General features: G+C 65.1%; 12 protein-coding genes and 1 pseudogene. 4 read left to right on the forward strand and 9 right to left on the reverse strand.

The window, feature by feature from the left end; all coding sequences use genetic code 11:
* Window positions 1-22: 22 nt before the first annotated feature.
* From AC5RVB_RS03605 to AC5RVB_RS03615, 3 genes are read right to left on the reverse strand one after another with little or no spacing between them, the layout of a single operon-like run.
* A complete protein-coding gene (locus tag AC5RVB_RS03605; RefSeq protein WP_227905606.1) occupies window positions 23-598 on the reverse strand; it encodes a cupin domain-containing protein in 576 nt (191 codons plus the stop codon).
* 3 nt (window positions 599-601) lie between these two features.
* Window positions 602-1,768, reverse strand: a complete 1,167-nt coding sequence (locus tag AC5RVB_RS03610) for an AI-2E family transporter (RefSeq protein WP_227905607.1) — start codon at window positions 1,766-1,768, stop codon at window positions 602-604.
* A gap of 15 nt (window positions 1,769-1,783) precedes the next feature.
* Entirely contained in the window at window positions 1,784-3,586 is a 1,803-nt protein-coding gene (locus AC5RVB_RS03615) for a long-chain-fatty-acid--CoA ligase (protein WP_494141991.1), read from the reverse strand.
* Between the two features lie 338 nt (window positions 3,587-3,924).
* On the opposite strand from AC5RVB_RS03615, the gene AC5RVB_RS03620 reads away from it, so the two are divergent.
* From AC5RVB_RS03620 to AC5RVB_RS03630, 3 genes are all read left to right on the forward strand, one after another.
* Window positions 3,925-5,058 (forward strand): VIT1/CCC1 transporter family protein, encoded by a 1,134-nt coding sequence (locus tag AC5RVB_RS03620; RefSeq protein WP_227905611.1) that lies wholly within the window; start codon window positions 3,925-3,927, stop codon window positions 5,056-5,058.
* Window positions 5,059-5,503: 445 nt separating this feature from the next.
* On the forward strand, window positions 5,504-7,321 hold the full coding sequence (locus AC5RVB_RS03625; protein ID WP_494142021.1) for a BCCT family transporter: 1,818 nt from the start codon (window positions 5,504-5,506) through the stop codon (window positions 7,319-7,321).
* 259 nt (window positions 7,322-7,580) lie between these two features.
* Complete coding sequence (locus tag AC5RVB_RS03630; RefSeq protein WP_494141992.1) at window positions 7,581-9,137, forward strand: alpha/beta hydrolase; 1,557 nt, start codon at window positions 7,581-7,583, stop codon at window positions 9,135-9,137.
* Between the two features lie 67 nt (window positions 9,138-9,204).
* Here AC5RVB_RS03630 and AC5RVB_RS03635 read toward each other — a convergent pair whose 3' ends face one another.
* The 5 genes from AC5RVB_RS03635 to AC5RVB_RS03655 form a co-directional block, all read right to left on the reverse strand.
* Entirely contained in the window at window positions 9,205-10,611 is a 1,407-nt protein-coding gene (locus tag AC5RVB_RS03635; RefSeq protein ID WP_227905831.1) for a sugar porter family MFS transporter, read from the reverse strand.
* Between the two features lie 83 nt (window positions 10,612-10,694).
* Window positions 10,695-11,597: a succinate--CoA ligase subunit alpha gene (sucD, locus tag AC5RVB_RS03640; protein ID WP_227905829.1), complete on the reverse strand. Its 903-nt coding sequence runs from the start codon at window positions 11,595-11,597 to the stop codon at window positions 10,695-10,697.
* Window positions 11,598-11,633: 36 nt separating this feature from the next.
* Window positions 11,634-12,803 carry an ADP-forming succinate--CoA ligase subunit beta gene (sucC, locus tag AC5RVB_RS03645; RefSeq protein WP_227905827.1) on the reverse strand — a complete coding sequence of 390 codons (1,170 nt, stop codon included), beginning with the start codon at window positions 12,801-12,803 and terminating at the stop codon, window positions 11,634-11,636.
* 200 nt (window positions 12,804-13,003) lie between these two features.
* Window positions 13,004-15,454, reverse strand: a complete 2,451-nt coding sequence (gene pcrA / locus AC5RVB_RS03650) for a DNA helicase PcrA (protein WP_227905825.1) — start codon at window positions 15,452-15,454, stop codon at window positions 13,004-13,006.
* Window positions 15,455-15,546: 92 nt separating this feature from the next.
* Window positions 15,547-16,350, reverse strand: coding sequence for an inositol monophosphatase family protein (locus AC5RVB_RS03655; RefSeq protein WP_227929188.1), 804 nt, complete (start codon window positions 16,348-16,350; stop codon window positions 15,547-15,549).
* Between the two features lie 136 nt (window positions 16,351-16,486).
* On the opposite strand from AC5RVB_RS03655, the gene AC5RVB_RS03660 reads away from it, so the two are divergent.
* Entirely contained in the window at window positions 16,487-17,116 is a 630-nt protein-coding gene (locus tag AC5RVB_RS03660; RefSeq protein WP_227929189.1) for a hypothetical protein, read from the forward strand.
* Window positions 17,117-17,137: 21 nt separating this feature from the next.
* On the opposite strand, the pseudogene AC5RVB_RS03665 reads toward AC5RVB_RS03660, so the two are convergent.
* Window positions 17,138-19,099 (reverse strand): annotated as a pseudogene (locus AC5RVB_RS03665) (MMPL family transporter); the annotation flags it as partial.
* Window positions 19,100-19,154 lie beyond the last annotated feature (55 nt).

The following is a 19,154-nucleotide window of genomic DNA, read 5'->3' on the forward strand; positions in this document are numbered from 1 at the left end:
CCGACCCGGCAGCGGAACGCGCTTACGCGCTGCCGGGTCCAACCAGGGTCCACAGCACTACGGCCTCCCCGCTGCCGGGGTTATGCCAGGAGTGCGGTTCCCTGCCGGGAAAGGTGACGGTATCCCCGGCAGCCAGATCCAGTCTCTCGCTGCCCAGAATCAGCTGGAAACGGCCCTGAACCACGTGCAGCACTTCGACTTCGCAGTCCACGGAATACAGGTCTGCTTCTCCGGTGCCGCCGGGTTCAATGACGGAGCGGACCACTTGGACCCGGCGCTCGGTGCGCGCCGTGACCAGGCGTTCCACAATCCCGTCGCCGCCCAGGCTGATCCGCGGGGCGTCCTCCCAGCGGGTCAGATTAATCTGGGGGGCCGAAAAGAGGTCTCCGATGGAGATCGAGAGCACCTGGCACAACGTCACCAGGGACGCCACGGACGGTGAGGTCAGATCCCGTTCCACCCGGCTGAGGAAGCCCTTGGTCAGGCCGGTTGCCTCGGCCACCTGTTCAATGGTCATCCTGCGGGCCTGCCGGGCGGCACGGATGCGCACGCCGATGGCAACCGGCGCGTTGGTAGGTTCTACGGGCAGGGCCTTCACGCGTCAGCTCTCCGCGGATTCCATTTCGGGCTGTTCCTCGGGATCAGGGATCTCAGCCAGCTCCTCGATGTCCTCACCGTTGTCTTCCCCGGTCCACACCTTGATGACCGCCCAGCCGACGGCCGTGATGGGTACCGCCAGGATGGCGCCGATAATCCCGGCCAGGATGGTTCCGGCTGTCAGGGCCAGGAGGATGACCAGGGCATGGATACTCAGGGATTTACCCATCACCACGGGCTGCAGGAAGTTTCCTTCGATCTGGTTCACGGCAATGATCACCACCACCACCACCAGCGCCACCACGGGGCCGTTGGCTACGAGCGCAATCAGGGCGGCGAACACTCCGGCCGCCGTTGCACCCACCAGCGGAATGAAGGAACCGACGAAGACGATCACTGTCAGTGGCAGGGCCAGCGGGACCTGCAGGATGAACAGGGCCGCACCGATGCAGACCGAGTCCACCAGTGCCACGATGGCGGTGCCCCGGATGTAGCCGCCGAGGACTTCCATGACCCGGAAGCCGGAGATGCGGGCCTTTTCGCGCCGGTCTTCGGGGAACCACCGCAGGAAGAACGCCCAGATCCGGTCCCCGTCCTTCAGGAAGTAGAACAGCACCACGGCCATCAGGAGGAATCCGGTGATAAAGGACGTCGCTGCTGACAGGCCCGCAATTGCCCCGTTACTGACGGTGCTGCTGGTGGCGAAATCGATGGCCGCGTCCCGGGCGTCCCTGAGCATGTTGTCATCGATTGGCAGGGGGCCGTTCAGGATGAAGTCATAGAGCTTGTCGAAGCCCTGGACTGCCTGGTCCACCAGGGAAGACCACTCGCTGCGAATGGCAAAAACAATGCCCGTCACCAGGCCGCCGAAGATCGCCAGCAGCAGCAGGAAGGACAACCCCGTAGCCAGTGCACTGGGCCATCCCTTACGACGCAGCCAATTCACGAAGGGAGCGATCGCCGCCCCCAGGATGAGGGCAAGAAGGACAGGGATCACCACCAGCGTGATCTGCCGGAGCCCGTACACGGACACTGACACGAGCACCAGGATCAGCAGGATCTGTGCCGCACGCTGTGCGGCATGCCCCAGCGGGCCGCTCCAATACCGGCCGGGCCTGGTGTGGTCGGCTTCGGCAGGCCGGTCCTTCCGCTGCGTGCTTGATGCGCTCATGTCCGCTCTCTCTGCTCAGGGCTGTTTCGGGGCACCGGCAGGACCGGCGTCAGGATTGACGGGCGCAGTGCCCTGGTCGGGTGCAGCGGACGATCCGTCGATGCCGTTCTGCAGGTTATCGCGCACATGCCGGCGCAGGACCTTGCCGATCAGCGAACGCGGCAGTTCCTGGATTTCCACGATGCGCCGCGGGACCTTGTAGGCGGCCAGTTCATTGCGCACATAGGTACGCAGCCCTTCGGCATTGAATCCCGAGCCGGGCTTGAGCACCACGGCGGCCACCACGTCCTCGCCGCCTCCGGTCCGGGCCATGCCCACCACCGCGGCATCATCCACGGACTCGTGCCGCTTCAGGGCGTCCTCCACTTCGGACGGGGAGACGTTGAAACCACCGGTAATGATCAGTTCCTTGATCCGGTCCCGGATGGTGACAAATCCGTCGTCGTCCATGGACACAATATCGCCGGTGCGGAACCAGCCGCCCTCAAGCAGCGCCGCTTCGGATTCCCGGGGCTTGTTCCAGTAACCGCCAAAGACCTGCGGGCCCTTGATCAGCAGTTCGCCGGGCGTGCCGTGCTTCACCTCCACGGCGGGATTCTCCGGATCCACAATGCGGATATCGGTCTCGGGGAAGGGCACACCCACGGTGCCGGGCTTGCGGCTGGGACCGAAGGGGTTACCCAGCGCCACCGGGGAGGTTTCGGTCAGCCCGTAACCTTCGATCAGGTGCCCGCCGGTTGCCGCTTCCCAGGTTTCCACCGTTTTCGGCGGCAGGTTCATGGCTCCGGAGATGGCGAACCGGACACCCTTGAGCGAGACGCCCTGTTCCGCTGCGGCAGCCGCGAGCCGGTCGTAGATGGGCGGAACTGCCGGCAGGAAGGTTGCGGGCGTTTTCTTCATGGCCTGCAGGGTGAGGTCCACATCAAACTTCGGGAACAGCACCAGGCGGGCGCCCATGCTCATGGCAAAGGTCAGGCTCAGCGTCAGGCCGTAGGCGTGGAACATCGGCAGCACGGCATAGACGGTTTCCTTGCCGGGGCGCAGGCCCTGCACCCAGGCCCGGCCCTGCGCGGCGTTCGCCATCAGGTTGGCGTGCGAGAGCATTGCCCCCTTCGGATCGGCCGTGGTGCCGCTGGTGTACTGGATGGCCGCCAGGTCCGAGGACTCCGGACGCGGGTGCCGGCGGCGCAGCGGGCGGGTGTCCAGCAGCGTCTTCCAGGTCAGCACCTTCCGTGCCCCGCTGCGCGGCCGCTTGTCTGCCGTCAGCGCGGCGCGGGCCGTGCGTGCCTTGGCAACGGGCAGCTTCAATGCCAGCCGGTTGCTCAGCGGCATGGCTTCGATCAGGCCAACGGAAATGATGGTGTGCACCGGGATGTCCGCGGGCAGGTCCTGGATCTGCTGGACGGTCTTGTCCCAGACAATGGCCATGGTGGCGCCGTGGTCTTCGAACTGGTGCCGCAGCTCACGGTCGGTGTAGAGGGGGTTGTGCTCCACCACTACAGCGCCCAGCCGCAGGATGGCGTAGAACGCCACGACATGCTGCGGGCAATTGGGCAGCACCAGCGCCACCCGGTCCCCCTTGCGTACACCCAGCTTCTGCAGTCCCGCCGCTGCCCGGCGGATCTGTTCACCCAGCTCGGCGTAGCTGGTGGTGGCACCAAAGAACTGCAGCGCGGTTTTGGAACCGTATTTACGTACCGACGTCTCCACCATGTCCACCAGGGAACCCTCGGGAAGGCTGAAACTTGTCAGGACCCCGTCGCTGTAGTGGCGGGTCCATGGACGGTCCGGATCCGGGACAGGAAAGTTATTGCTCACGTAATTGACTTTAGCGCCTGCCCGGCTTTGCCTTAAGCTGCTGTGTCTTGGCCCAAACCGTGCCTTACCGCGAGCCGGCGGGTTTTGCACACCGGGATCGACTACACTTGGGCGTCGAAGGGGAGTAGCTCCGGCCGGGTCTGTGTTCTGAACGATGTCTGAAGTGATGTCTGGGATGGCGCAGCCTGTCAGCCCGAGGCCTGTCGACACACTGGACGCTGCGGCGTCCCGGCAGTCCACCCGCCGACATCAGCGGCGGGCGAGCGAGACCTTCGGTCAGAAGAGTCGTAGCTAAGCTGGCCGGATCCCCATGCGTTCCGGTCCCTGTCAGGAGCACCGTGAACCCCTCCCCCTCGCCGGACCGTTCAGGCGAAAGCCCGCACCAGCCGACGGCGGCCGATAAGAAACGCTGGCGCCAGTACCTGGCCGATGAGCAGGCCGAAGCAGCCACCTACCGTTACCTTGCCGAACGCCGCGAGGGCGAAGAGCGGGACATTTTGCTGGCCCTCGCCGAAGCGGAGGGACGCCATGAAGAGCACTGGCGCAGCCTGCTGGGCGACGACGCCGGCCGGCCGCTGCGCCCCTCCCTCCGCAACCGGATGCTGGGCCTGCTGGCCCGCCGGTTCGGTTCGGTGTTTGTGCTGGCCCTTGCCCAGCGGGCGGAGGGCCGGTCTCCGTATTCCCAGGACCCGAATGCCACCAGCGCCATGGCCGCTGATGAACAGATCCATGAGGAAGTGGTCCGCGGCCTGGCCACGCGGGGCCGGACCAGGCTGTCCGGTAACTTCCGCGCGGCGGTGTTCGGCGCCAATGACGGTCTGGTGAGCAACCTTGCCCTCATTATGGGCATCGGCGCCACCGGGGTCTCCAGCACCTTCATCCTGATCAGCGGTCTGGCCGGCCTGCTGTCCGGCGCCTTGTCCATGGGTGCCGGCGAATACGTGTCCGTTCGCTCCCAGCGCGAACTTCTGGACGCTTCCCGGCCCACGCAGATCACGCTTTCCGCCGCGAAGTCACTGGACATTGATGCCAATGAGCTGGTGCTGGTCTACCGTGCCAGGGGCATGTCCAAGGAAGCGGCCGAGCACCGGGCGGCCGAGCGGATGGGACTCTTCAGCTGCGACTGTGATCCGAGCTTCTCACTGAATCCCGAGGCTGACGACGCCGGGGAGGCCCGGGACCAGCACGAGTCCGTGGGCACGGGCCTCGGCGCTGCCGCGTCGAGCTTCTGCTTCTTCGCCTCCGGGGCCGTCATCCCGGTACTCCCTTACCTGTTCGGTCTGACCGGCCTGACCGCCGTTGTCCTCTCCTGCGTACTGGTGGGTCTGGCACTGCTGATGACAGGCGCCGTCGTGGGTCTGCTGTCCGGTGCTTCCCCGCTCAAGCGGGCCCTGCGGCAGCTTGCCATTGGCTTCGGCGCCGCGGCCGCAACCTACCTGCTGGGTATGTTCTTCGGCACCACCGCGCTCTAGCTCCGGGACCCGTCCGGTGGCCCGGCCCCCACTGCCGGCATGCCGCCACAGCCTGTTCCGTGCGCGTTGCCGGGCACGGAAATGGAACCAGCCGATTTGACTTGCAACGAAGCCGACCGCAACGTTGAAAGGAACACACTCGCGAATTATGTAAAGGGACGCAGAGGTCCGGCCGCGTTGCTTTTAAGAAATCCGGCGGACTGTGGGCGGTAATCTGAGCCCCGCCGCCGGGAGTGGTTGCCTTTCTGCCTGCCCCGGGTCCGTCACAAGGACCCGCCCTTTGCGCTGACATAAGGAAAGGCCTATGGCTACCACAGAAGGTCCGCCGCGCGACTCCGCAATGCACGACGGTGATCCCGCGTCCTCACGGCTCGCCATCACCATCGATGAAACCACCACGTCCTCCCTCCCGGTGGTGGAGCAGGAACACGAACTCGTCCAGCTGATGATTGAGGGGCAACGCGCGCAGGAGAAGGCACTCAGCCGCGGTGTACCCGCGAAACTGGACAAGCTGCTCTTTGCCGTCACCGGTGTCCTCGCCCTTGCATTTATTGCGTGGGGCTTCTTCGGAACGGACAACCTTTCCGCCGTCTCCCAGACGGCGCTTGACTGGGTGATCACCAATGCCGGCTGGTTCTTCGTCCTGCTGGCTTCGTTCCTCGTGGTGTATGTCATCTGGCTGGCCGTGGGCCGGTTCGGCCGCATTCCGCTGGGCCAGGACGGCGAGGAACCCCAGTACAAGACCGTGTCCTGGATAGCCATGATGTTCTCCGCCGGCATGGGCATCGGCCTCATGTTCTACGGCGTCGCAGAACCGCTGTTCTACTACATCTCTCCACCGCCGGGCACGGTGGATGCCCAGACCCCGGAAGCGCTGCAGACCGCCATGGGAACCTCGCTGTTCCACTGGGGCCTGCACCCCTGGGCCATGTACGCCGTGGTGGGTATTGCCATGGCCTACGGCACCTACCGGCTGGGCCGCAAACAGCTGATCTCCTCTGCCTTCACCTCGCTCTTCGGCGCCAAGCGCGTGGACGGCCCGCTGGGCAAGGTCCTGAACATCTTCGCGATCTTCGCGACGCTCTTTGGCACCGCCGCTTCCCTCGGCCTCGGCGCCCTGCAGATCGGCAGCGGCCTCCAGGCCACCGGCTTCCTGGGTACGGTGGGAACACCCATTCTGGTGGCCATTGTCGCCATTCTCACCGGCTGCTTTGTGGCGTCCGCCGTGTCCGGCATTTCCCGCGGCATCCAGTGGCTGTCCAACATCAACATGGTCCTGGCCTTCGTCCTCGCCGCGATCATCTTCGTGGTGGGCCCAACCCTGTTCATACTCAACGTGGTTCCCGCCGCCATTGGCGACTACGCCGCCAACATGGCCCAGATGGCTTCCCGGACCGAAGTGACCGGCGATGAAGCCATGCGCGCCTGGCTCTCCAGCTGGACCATCTTCTACTGGGCCTGGTGGCTCTCCTGGACGCCGTTCGTGGGTATGTTCATCGCCCGGATCAGCCGCGGGCGCACCATCCGGCAGTTTGTTACCGGCGTCCTGCTGGTGCCCTTCGCCGTCAGCGTTGTCTGGTTCTCCGTCTTTGGCGGCGCGGCCATCGGCACCCAGCAGGAAGCAGCGGCTAACGGATCCGAGGGGCTGGTCACCATGGTGGACGGGGAACCCACCATTTCCTTCGACGGATCGCTCTTCGATCTCTTCGCTGCCCTGCCGATGCCGAATCTGCTGGCCGGCGCCGTCGGCGTTCTGGCCATGATCCTCATCGCAATCTTCTTCGTCACCGGAGCAGACTCCGCATCCATCGTGATGGCCTCAATGAGCTCCAACGGCGCGGAAACCCCGCCCCGTGCCGTCGTCGTCTTCTGGGGAATCCTTACCGGTGGCGTGGCGGCAGTGATGCTGCTGGCCGGCGGCGACGAACCTGCCGAGGCATTGGACGGCCTGCAGCGAATCACCATTGTGGCGGCTTTGCCCTTTGCCGTGGTGATGTTGCTGCTAACCGTGGCACTGGTTAAGGACCTGGCCAGGGATCCGCTCTCGCTGCGGCGCAAGCTCGCGGTATCCGTTGTCGGCCGTGCCATTCAGGCCGGCGTGGAGGAGCACGGTTCCTCCTTCGACCTGCACACCACCGAGCATGACGAACGCCAGGAGCCGGCAGCATCCAACAACGGTGCGGTGCCGGCCGATAGCGCGGCCTCCAAGAGCGCGGCGCCAGAGGGCACAGACCGCGACGGCGGTGCCCGCGGCGGCAAGTAGCCGCAGGCAAGCACCGAGAATCATCCCGGAATGCCCCCGCACCATAGGTGCGGGGGCATTCTGTTTGCCTGAAACCGTCCATGCCGTACCGGCGTCCTCTAAACCACTGACCATCGCAGCACAATAGACAACGCCAAAAAGGACTCCACTATCGGTTCAATATGTTGCACAAAGCTTGTGCCCCTGCCGGCCTCTCCATAGTCTGCGGGAAGTTACCAGTCGGTAACCAATCTTCTTCCCCACGGACAATGAGGTCATTATGAGGAAACACCTGGGCGTTTTGGCGGTTGCCGCGGCTTTGCTGGGCCCCACACTGGCTGCCGTACCCGCTGTGGCAGCACCGGCTGCCCCCACCGCTGCGGCACCGGCAGCGCGCACCGACGTCGTCGTTACCAGCTTTGACGGCACGCCTATCCATACCAATTTCTTCCCTGCCACAGGGCTCGCCGCCGGGCAGCAGGCCCCTACCGTGATGGTGGGGCCCGGATTCGGGCTTCCCGGCGGACGCCTGCCGGTCACCTCCACCAGCACTCTGATCGGCTCCATCGGCATCGCGCCGCTGCGGGAAGCCGGGTACAACGTGGTCACATGGGACCCGCGCGGGTTCGGCCTCAGCGGCGGTGAGGCCTATGTCAACAACCCCGCTTATGAGGGCCGGGACGGCTCGGCCATCATTGACTACATCGCAGCGCAGCCGGAAGCGAGCCTGGACACCCCGGGGGATCCTGTGCTGGGCATGGCCGGGGCCTCCTACGGCGGCGGCATCCAGTTTGTCCTCGCCTCCCAGGACCAGCGGGTGGACGCGATCACGCCCACCATCGCCTGGAATGACCTGACCACCAGTCTCTACAAGGCGGGCTCCTTCAAGAGCGGCTGGGGCGCCCTGCTCTGTGCCGAAGGTACGGCACTGGGCCAGCTGGGTTCGCTGGTGGGAAACCAGGGCGCCCTGGCCGCCCCGGTCCGGAAGGCCTGCAGGGAAGGGCTGACCTATCCAAACCAACTCAGCGCCGAATCCATTGCCTACTTCGAGTCACTGACTCCGGAAAGTATGTTCACCTCCATTACTGCTCCCACGCTGATCATCCAGGGCACTGCGGATACGCTGTTCACCCTTGATGAGGCCACCCGCAACTATCGCCTGATCAGCAGCACCGGCACCCCCACCAAAATGCTGCAGTTCTGCGGCGGACACGGCTTGTGCAACTCCGCGGCCGGTCCGGACCGGATTACCCCGGCGGTGCTGAACTGGTTCAGTAAATACCTCCGGGACCAGCCGGTGGACACCGGAGCCGCTTTCGAGTTCATTGATCAGCACGGCGTCACCCGGGCTGCTCCGGGCTACCCGGAAGCCACCGGCTCCCTTACGGGTGCGGGGCGGGGATCCATGCTCCTCTCCCCCGCCGCCGTCAGCGGCGCAGTGGTAGCGGCTGCGGTTGCACCGGTAGCAGTCAACGTACCGATTACCTCACCGGCGGTCACCACTTCGGTCTTCGGGGCGCCGCAGCTGACGCTCACCTACAGAGGGTCAGCCCGGCAGGGCAGCACCCACGTTTACGCGCAGATCATAGATAAGGCCCGGGCTTCCCTGGTGCTGGGCAACCAGGTGACGCCGGTGCCGCTGGTCCTGGACGGCAAAGAACACACCGTGACCCTGCCATTGGAAGAGGTGTCCTACACCGTGACGTCCGCCAGCAGGCTGGTGCTGCAGGTTACGCCGGCCACGTCCGTCTACGCGCCGCCGAAGGCCACCGCGCTCACCAGCTTCACTGCGTCGGTGACGGTGCCCACGGTCGCGGCATACCCTGCCGTTCCCTAGGGGATCTTGGAAAGGCGGAAGGGACCCTGCAGCGTGCAGGGTCCCTTCCGTTGTTCGACGGCGCGGGCTACTTGGTGCCAGCGGCCCGCAGCTGTTCCTCCACCTGTTCCAGGCTCTGGCCGCGGGTCTCCGGGACGTACCGGCGGACAAACAGCAGGGCCAGGATCCCGAGCACCACAAAGATAAAGAAGGTGTTGGAGATGCCGATGGCAGCCATCAGGATCGGGAAGGAGAATCCAACGGCAAAGTTGGTCATCCACTGCACAAAGACCGACATACCGATGCCGAGCCCGCGGACCTTCAGCGGGAAGATCTCGGAGAGCATCAGCCAGGTGACCGGCGATACGGCGCCCTGCTGGAAGGCCAGGAACGTCACGGTCAGGGCCAGGATGAGGTACCCGCGGAGGCTGCCCTCGGCCACAGTCAGGGACACGATCCCGATCAGCAGCAGGGAGGATGCGGTGCCGACCAGGCCGGTCATCAGCATTCGGCGGCGCCGAACCCGCCCCAGCAGCCAGATGCCGACACAGGCCGCGGCCACGGAGACCACGCCGTTGGCGATGTTCGCCGTGAGGGCCGCTTCCGTACCGAACCCTGCATTGGCGAGGATCTGCGTGCCGTAGTACATGATCGCGTTGACGCCGGTGATCTGCTGGACGATGGACAGGCCCATGCCGATCAGCAGCACCCGCATCAGCCACGGCTCGGCGAAGTCACGCAGGCTCCCGGCGGAGGCAGACTCCTTCTCCGCGAGTCCGCGCACCTCGTTGTACTCCGACTCCGCCGCTTCCGCGCTGCGGATACGGCGCAGGGCGGTAAGGGTTTCCGCGAAACGGCCCTTGGAGGCCAGCCAGCGCGGGCTTTCGGGCACAAACGCGATACCGATCCACAGCGCGATGGCAGGGAGGGTGGCCACCACGAGCATCCAGCGCCAGACGCCCTGATCCTCACCCCAGATGTTGCCGATCACCGCGTTGGCGATGAAGGCAACCAGCTGGCCGGTAACAATCATCAGCTGGTCGCGGGTCACCATCTGGCCACGCCGTTCAGCGGGAGCCAGTTCGGCCAGGAACAGGGGCACCAGCGCCGAAGCGCCGCCCACTGCCAGCCCCAGCACGATCCGGGAGATCACCATCACGGCAATGGTGGGCGCCAGCGAGGTACCCAGCGTACCCAGCAGGAACACGACGGCGAGTCCCATCAGCACGCGGCGGCGGCCGAACCGGTCGGTCAGCTTGCCGGAGATGGCACCGCCAAACGCCGCGCCGAAGAGCAGGCTGGAGGTGATGAGGCCCTCGGTGAACGGGGTCAGACCCAAATCGTCCTGCATGTATGGCAGTGCGCCGTTGATGACGCCGGTGTCATAACCGAACAGGAAACCGCCGAGGGTGACAATCCAGGAGGCGCGGCGCAGGGCCCGTTTATGCCGGGATGCGCCGGCCTTGCCGGGACCGTTTGTTACTGAGGTGGACATGTCTAACTTTCTAACCGGATCAGTACGCACAAAACCCCCGTCCCGCGGAATGTATCCGCGGGACGGGGGCATGCGTGGTGGAACTAGAGGGCTGCGTAAACTTCGCGCAGCAGGGTGGCGGTCTCGGACGGCGTCTTGCCAACCTTGACGCCGGCAGCCTCGAGGGCTTCCTTCTTGGCCTGGGCGGTTCCGGCGGAACCGGAGACGATGGCGCCTGCGTGGCCCATGGTCTTGCCTTCGGGAGCCGTGAAGCCTGCCACGTAGCCGACAACCGGCTTGGTGACGTTGGCCTTGATGAACTCGGCTGCGCGCTCTTCGGCGTCGCCGCCGATTTCGCCGATCATCACGATCGCCTTGGTTTCGGGATCCGCTTCGAAGGCAGCCAGGGCGTCGATGTGGGTGGTGCCGATAACCGGGTCGCCGCCGATGCCGATGGCGGTGGAGAAGCCAAGATCGCGCAGTTCGTACATCATCTGGTAGGTCAGGGTCCCGGACTTGGAAACCAGGCCGATGGGGCCCTTGCCGGTGATGTTGGCGGGCGTGATGCCGACCAGTGCTTCGCCGGGGGTGATGATGCCGGGGCAGTTCGGGCCGATGATGCGGGTGACCTGGTTGCCGTCGGCGTCCACCTTGGACTGGGCGTGGGCCCAGAACTCGGCGGAATCCTGTACGGGGACGCCCTCGGTGATGACCACAACGAGGCCGATGCCGGCGTCGATGGCTTCCATGACGGCGTCCTTGGTGAAGGCCGGCGGCACGAAGACGATGGAGACATCGGCGTCGGTCTTGTCGATGGCCTCGGCAACGGTGCCGAAGACGGGCAGTTCAACGTCGCCGTGGGTGACGGTGGTGCCTGCCTTGCGGGCGTTGACGCCGCCGACAACCTGGGTGCCGGCCTTGAGCATCAGGGCGGTGTGCTTGGTGCCTTCGCCGCCGGTGATGCCCTGAACGATGACCTTGGAGTCCTTGTTCAAGTAGATAGACATAGGTGGATTCTCTCTTCTAGGTTTCGACAGGCTCGGTTAGCGAGCGGCGTGAGCGAGCTCGGCGGCCTTGTCGGCGCCTTCGTCCATGGTGGTGGCCAGGGTGACCAGCGGGTGGTTGGCCTCGGCGAGGATGCGGCGGCCTTCCTCGACGTTGTTGCCGTCGAGACGGACAACCAGCGGCTTGTTGGCTTCGTCGCCGAGGATTTCCAGGGCCTTGACGATGCCGTTGGCGACGGCGTCACAGGCGGTGATGCCGCCGAAGACGTTGACGAATACGGACTTGACCTGGGAGTCATTCAGGATGACGTCCAGGCCGGCGGCCATGACGGATGCCGAGGCTCCGCCGCCGATGTCCAGGAAGTTGGCAGGCTTGACGTTGCCGTGCTTTTCGCCGGCGTAGGCCACCACGTCGAGGGTGGACATCACCAGACCGGCGCCGTTGCCGATGATGCCGACTTCGCCGTCCAGCTTGACGTAGTTGAGGTCGTTTTCCTTGGCCTTGGCCTCGAGCGGATCAGCGGCATCCTTGTCCTCCAGCTCGGCGTGGCCGGGCTGGCGGAAGTCTGCGTTCTCGTCGAGGGAAACCTTGCCGTCGAGGGCAACGATGTCGCCGGCGCCGGTGCGGACCAGCGGGTTGACCTCAACCAGGGTGGCGTCTTCCTTGGTGAAGACGTCCCACAGCTTGATGATGGCGTTGATGACGCCGTCGCGCAGCTCGGGTGCGAACCCTGCGGCGTCGACAATCTCTGCAGCCTTGGCGGAGTCGATGCCGACGGCCGGATCAACGGCCACGCGGGCCAGGGCGTCGGGACGCTCCACGGCCAGCTGCTCAATCTCCATGCCGCCTTCAACCGAGCACATGGCCAGGTAGTTGCGGTTTGCGCGGTCCAGCAGGACCGAGAAGTAGAATTCCTCGGCGATATCGGCACCCTGGGCAATCATCACCTTGTTAACGGTGTGGCCCTTGATGTCCATGCCGAGGATGTTGGATGCGTGCTCGAAAGCCTCATCGGCGGTCTTTGCGACCTTTACGCCGCCGGCCTTCCCGCGGCCACCAACCTTGACCTGTGCCTTGACGACAACGACGCCGCCGATCTTCTCAGCAGCAGCTTTGGCTTCTTCAGGAGTGTGCGCCACGATTCCGGCAAGCACGGGTACACCGTGCGCCTCAAACAGATCGCGCGCCTGATATTCAAACAGGTCCACGGGCTAGTGTCCTTCTACGTCGAAGTAGGTTTACATTCGATCTGACGATCGCAGAGCAGATGCATCCAGCCGGTCTGCTCCATTGGGAACTTTAGTACCTCGGCGCTTGGCGCCGATCACAGACTACCCCTTTAGTGATGAAGCACACACTTCTATCGTTTGTAGAAATGAGGGGGCCTGCGCTATGACAGGCGTCTCTTTCAGGACTCCTTCGTCAGGGGCGCATAGCGCAGCAGCAGGCGTTTTTCACCAATGTCGAATTTCACCTTGGCTACCGTTTTATCCCCGGCACCTTCCACCGCGAGCACCGTACCGTGCCCGAAGGAGGTGTGGTTGACCTTGTCGCCCGCGGCTACGGAAATGACTTCCTTCTGCGGCTGTACGCGCCCCATGGCCTTGGCCACCGGGGCGTTGGCTGTACTGCCGCCGGTTCCCATCGGTGCACCGGCGCCCCAGGATGATCCGCCGTAGCGGCTGGAGGTGATGCTGCCTCCGCCGCCCCACGTGGGCCGGTCCATCCCCTCGCGCTTCCACTCGATCAGTTCGGCCGGGACCTCGCCGACAAACTGGCTGGCGGGGTTGTACTGGCTCTGCCCCCACATGCTGCGCACCTCGGAGCGGGTCAGGTAAAGGCGCTGCCGGGCGCGGGTCAGGCCCACGTAGGCCAGGCGGCGTTCCTCGGCGAGCTCGGCCGGGTCGGTGGCGGAGCGCTGGTGCGGGAAGAGTCCCTGTTCCATGCCGGTCAGGAACACCACCGGGAACTCCAGGCCCTTGGCCGTGTGCAGGGTCATCAGGGTGACCACGCCCTGGCGACGGGACTCCTCGACGGCAGCGGCAACCTCCTCGGCGGAGCCCTCCGGGGCATCCGGAATGGAATCGGCGTCGGCGACGAGGGAAACCTGTTCCAGGAATTCTCCCAGTGACCCCTCGGGGTTGTCCCTCTCGTATTCGCGGACCACGGCAACCAGTTCGGCGAGGTTCTCCACCCGTGATTCGTCCTGCGGGTCATTGCTGGAGCGCAGCTGGGCCAGGTAGCCGGTCTGCTCCAGCACGGCCTCCAACGCGGCGGCAGCTCCTGATCCGGATGCTACCTCGGAGAGGTCGTCGATCAGCTTCACAAAGCCGTTGATTGCGTTCAGGGACCGGGTGGCCAGCCCCGGCGCCTCATCGGCACGGCGCAGGGCAGCCATAAAGGAGATCCGCTCCCGTTCGGCCAGGGCCGCCACGGAGTATTCCGCGCGGTCGCCGATCCCGCGCTTGGGTTCGTTGAGGATGCGGCGCAGGTTCACGACGTCGTCGGAATTCACCAGCACGCGCAGATAGGCCAGCGCGTCCTTGATTTCCTTGCGTTCGTAGAACCGGGTGCCGCCAACCACCTTGTAGGGCAGGCCAACGCGGACCAGGACGTCCTCCAGGGACCGGGACTGGGCATTGGTCCGGTAGAAGACGGCGACGTCGCCGGGGCGCAGGTTTTCCTCGTCCTGCAGGCGGTCGATCTCCTCGGCGATAAAGCGGGCTTCCTCGTGTTCGTTCTCGCCCACGTAGCCGATGATTTTCTCGCCGTCGCCCTCGGCAGTCCAAAGGCGTTTCTCCGGCCGGTTCGGGTTCCGCTGGATCACGGCGTTGGCCGCGTTGAGGATGGTCTGGGTGGAACGGTAGTTCTGCTCCAGCAGGATGGTCCGCGCGCTCGGATAATCCTTCTCGAAGTCATTGATGTTGCGCACATCGGCACCACGGAAGGCATAAATGGACTGATCTGAATCGCCGACCACGGTCAGCTCTGCCGGCGGAATCTCCAATGCGTCGCCGTCGGTGCCCACCAGTTCGCGAACCAGGGCGTACTGGGCGTGGTTAGTGTCCTGGTACTCGTCCACCAGGATGTGCCGGAAGCGGCGCCGGTAGTATTCGGCGACACCCGGGAACGCGCGGAACATAAAGACCGTCTGGGCAATCAGGTCGTCAAAGTCCATGGCATTGGCCTGGCGCATCCGCTGCGCGTAACCCTTATAAACCTCCGCCACGGCGGATTCGAACGGATCGGCGTGGTTGGCCGATTCGGCGTAGGACTCCTCGTCGATCAGTTCGTTTTTCAGCGCCGAGATCTTATGCATGATCGACTTCGGCGTGAACCTCTTGGGGTCAAGGTCCAGGCCCTTGGCCACCAGGGTGATCAGCCGCAGCGAGTCAGCAGAGTCGTAGATGGAGAAGTTGGAGTTCATCCCCACCGTTTTGGCTTCCCGGCGCAGGATCCGTACGCAGGAGGAGTGGAAGGTGGAGATCCACATGGTCTTGGCGACGCCGCCCACCAGCGATTCGATCCGCTCACGCATTTCCGCGGCGGCCTTATTGGTGAAGGTGATGGCGAGGATCTGGCCGGGGTTGGACCGTCCGGTGGCCAGCAGGTACGCGATCCGGTGGCTGAGCACCCGGGTTTTGCCGGAGCCTGCGCCGGCCACAATCAGCAGCGGCGAACCGCTGTGCTTCACCGCTTCCTCCTGTTGCGGGTTCAGGCCCTGCAGCAGGTCTGCGGCACGGCTTTCATCTGCGTAGGAGGAGCCCCGCCGGGCATTTTCGGCGTCCGGCGCTTTGGCGGCGGGTACCGGTTCGTTGGTGCGGGGTGCGGGAAAGAGTGGATCAAAGAGGTAGTCCATGATGGCTTTAAGTCTAGGCGCTGCGGCTGACATTCCGGTGAGGGGCGGTTTGCGCCCCTCAACTGCGGGGAAGGGTATGGGCCGGGCGCGGGTCAGGCGGAGGTCAGCGCGCCGTGGATCTCGCGCACAGCGGCGGCGGTGCCGGCAATATGCCAGCGGAATCCGTTCACCTCGGCGACGGCGGTGCTGCCGCCGGCAGCGAGGACAATCGCCTTGCCCGGCAGCCAGTCCCATTCCGGACAGCTGTGCTGGAACCAGGCACCGAACTGGCCGGCAGCCACACGAACCAGGTCACAGGACCCGGAGCCCATCATCCGGATCGTGGCGGCCCGGGACGCGGCTGCCGTCCAGGGGCCGGCAACTTCCGGGCGCAGCAGCCAGGTCGGGTGGATGTAGGTCCCGGCCGAGATGCGGTTCAGCGGCTCATCCTCGGGCCAGGTAACCGGTTCCCCGTTCCGGGTGGCCGGATATCCCCTGCCGCCCAGCCAAAGCTGTTCTTCCTGCGGCTGGTAGACGGCGCCCAGCAGCACCTCAGGATCGCCGTGGACGTCGTGCGGACCCGGATCGGCGCGCAGCGCGAGGGCAGAGCACCAATACGTTGAGCCGGCAAAGAAGTTGTAGGTGCCGTCCACCGGGTCAATAACCCAGGAGCGGCCGGAGGTGCCGTTTCGGCTGGCGCCTTCCTCCCCCACAATCCCGTCCTCGGGCCGCAGCTCGCGCAGCCGCTTCACCACCAGCGCTTCGGCCTCACGGTCTGCTGCGGTCACTACGTCGGACACGGAGGTCTTCTCACTGGCGGTCAGCCCCTCCATGCGCATGCGAAGGGCGAGCTGTCCGGCGTCCCGCACCAGATCGGCGGCCAGGGCAAAATCTTCAGGGCTTGCTACGGGGTCCATAGCCCCAGCGTAGCTTCCGGTCCGGCGCCCGCGACAGGGACGGTGCCGGCGCCGCAGCAGGCACGGCGCCGCACGGCGCGGCACGGCGGAAACAGTATGGCCGCACCGTATGTACCGGTACGGCCATACTGTACTTATGGGAAAAACCGCCGCGCAGCGCGCAGCCAAACACGGACCAAACGCAGCCCCGGCCCGCCCGGGGGCACCGGGAGCGGGGCAGCCGCCACAGCCCAAAAGCAGTCCGGGGCTGATTGTTATTGCCGGGGTGGTGACCACCCTGTTCCTGTTCTGGTACCTGCACCTGCTGGTGCTGGGCCAGCTGACCGACCTCTCGGACGGGCTGGCCATGCCCGATTCCATGGTCTTCGGCTACGGGGAAGATCACCTGGCGGCGCTGCGCGCTGCCATGGACGCGGACGCCCTGGGCCAGCTCAGCTACGTGCACAAAACTGCCGGGGTGCTCTTTCCCCTGGTCTTTGGCATGACCTGGCTGCTGATCATCGGGCTGAACACCCAGCGCCGTTCGCTGCGCTGGGTGCTCTTCAGTGCGCCGATCCTCTTTGTGGTCGCCGATCTGTGGGAGAACATCGCCATTGACAATGCCCTCGGTGCCGCAGAACTATCCAGCGGCGACGCCGCTCTTGCTGGCACCCTGACCGTCGCCCGATGGGTCCTGCTCGGCCTCAGCCTTGCGGCGGCCGTGGTTTCCGTCTTTACCCGCCGGGTTGGACGGCCACCAGAACTTGTCGCCAAGGATAAAGGTTAGGGCCGGGACCACCACGGTCCGCACCAGCAGGGTGTCGAAGAGGACACCGATGGCTACGATGATGCCCACCTGCGTCAGGGTGACCAGCGGAAGCACGCCCAGCACGGCGAAGACCGCCGCCAGCAGAATGCCTGCACTGGTGATCACACCGCCGGTGGAACGCAGTGCGGCCAGCATGCCCTTCCTGGTGCCCATGGTCACCGCGTTTTCCCGGGCTCGGGTGGTGAGGAAGATGTTGTAGTCCACGCCCAGTGCCACCAGGAACAGGAACGAGTAGAGCAGGGTCTGCACGTCCATGGCCGGGAAGTCCAGCACGTTCTCGAACACCAGCCAGCTCAGTCCGGTACTGGCCAGGAAGGTCAGCAGTACCGAGGCGACCAGCAGGAACGGTGCCACGAGTGAGCGGAGCAGGATGGCCAGCACCAGCAGCACCAGGATGATCACCGAGGTGCCCACCAGCAGCGTGTCGTGCTGGTTCGCCGCCAGCTGGTCTACTCGCTGTGCAGCTTCGCCGCCTACCAGTGCTTCGTAGTCTTCATCCGCAAGGTCTTCGCGCAGATCGGTAATGAAGGTGTTCGCTTCATCCGTTCCGGCTTCATAGCCGGTGATCAGTTCAACGCGGGTCAGTCCGTCGTGCTCGCTGCCCGGGGTGGCGGAGGTGACGCCCTCGAGACCCTGGAGGTCGGCGACGGCCGCATCAGTGGCCCCGGTTTCCACCAGCACGGTGACGGGTGAGGAGGATCCTGCCGGGAAGCCCTCGGCAAGGGTTTCCGCAGCGGTCACTGCCTGCGGCTTTTCACGGAACTGCTCGTTCTCGCTCAGGCCGATCTGCAGGGTGAACACGGCGCTGCCCAGCGCCAGCAGGACAACGACGGCGGTACCGGCAATGGTCTTCGGCCGGCGGGCAGTTGCCTCGCCCAGCTTGCCCCAGAACTTCCCTTCCTTGGCCGGGTCCCCGACCTTGGGCACGAAGGGCCAGAACAGCTTGCGACCCAGCAGCACCAGCGCCACCGGCAGCAGGAACAGTGCACTGAAAATGGCCAGCACAATGCCGATGGCCGCGGAGAAGCCCAGCCCGCGGTAGCTGTCCGTATCGGTGAAGAGCAGCGTCAGCAGCGCCAGGATCACTGTGCCGCCGCTGGCAATGATCGCCTCACGGGTGCGGGTCAGGGCCTTGCCCATCGCTTCGTAGACCGAATCGTGGGCGCGCAGCTCCTCCCGGTATCGGGCAATCAGCAGCAGCGCATAGTTGGTGGCCGCACCGAAGACCAGGACGCTGGTGATGCCGACAGCAGATGGATCCACGTTGATTCCCGTGGCAGGGGCCAGCAGGTCCACCACCTTCGCGGCCAGCTGCTCAATGGCCGCAACAATGAGCAGCGGCACAATCCAGAGCCACGGGGAACGGTAAGTGACAATCAGCAGGACGGCGACGACGCCGGCCGTCACGGTGAGCAGGACAAAGTTGGCACCGGAGAACACGCCGGCCAGATCTGCGCTGAACGCCGCACCGCCGGTCAGTTCGGCCTTCACACCCTCCGGGGCTGCATCGGAAACCGCCGTCCGCAGGGCCTCGACTTCCTCCGATACTGCGTCGCCGTCGTCGGCGGCAGCCTGCAGGGTCAGCGGAACGATGGCCACGAGCTTGTTCTCCGAGACCACCGGCGGAACCTGCGGGGGCGGGCCCGAGGCGCCGGCGTCGGCCGCCGCCGCATTAATCTCCGCGATGGCGGCCGTGTCCGCATCGGTCAGCGGTTCGCCGTCTTCGCGGGAAACCACCACAATGGCAGAGGATTCCTGCGCGTCGGGGAACTCCTGGAGCAGCTCCTCCACCTGGGTCGACTGGTACTTGTCGTCCAGGCCACCCACTCCGGTGGTGTCGTTTTCCTCTGCCGGCAGGGCGAACAGGCCAATAATGACGGCCACCCCGATCAGTAGAGTGACCCACGCCGTTTTGGCGTTCTTCACTATCCCTGCGTACATGTGCTTCTCCCGTGACGTAAGTATCTCTATCCGAAAGTATCTCAGATATGGAGAT

The sequence above is a fragment of the Arthrobacter sp. Y3225209 genome, from assembly GCF_059090685.1.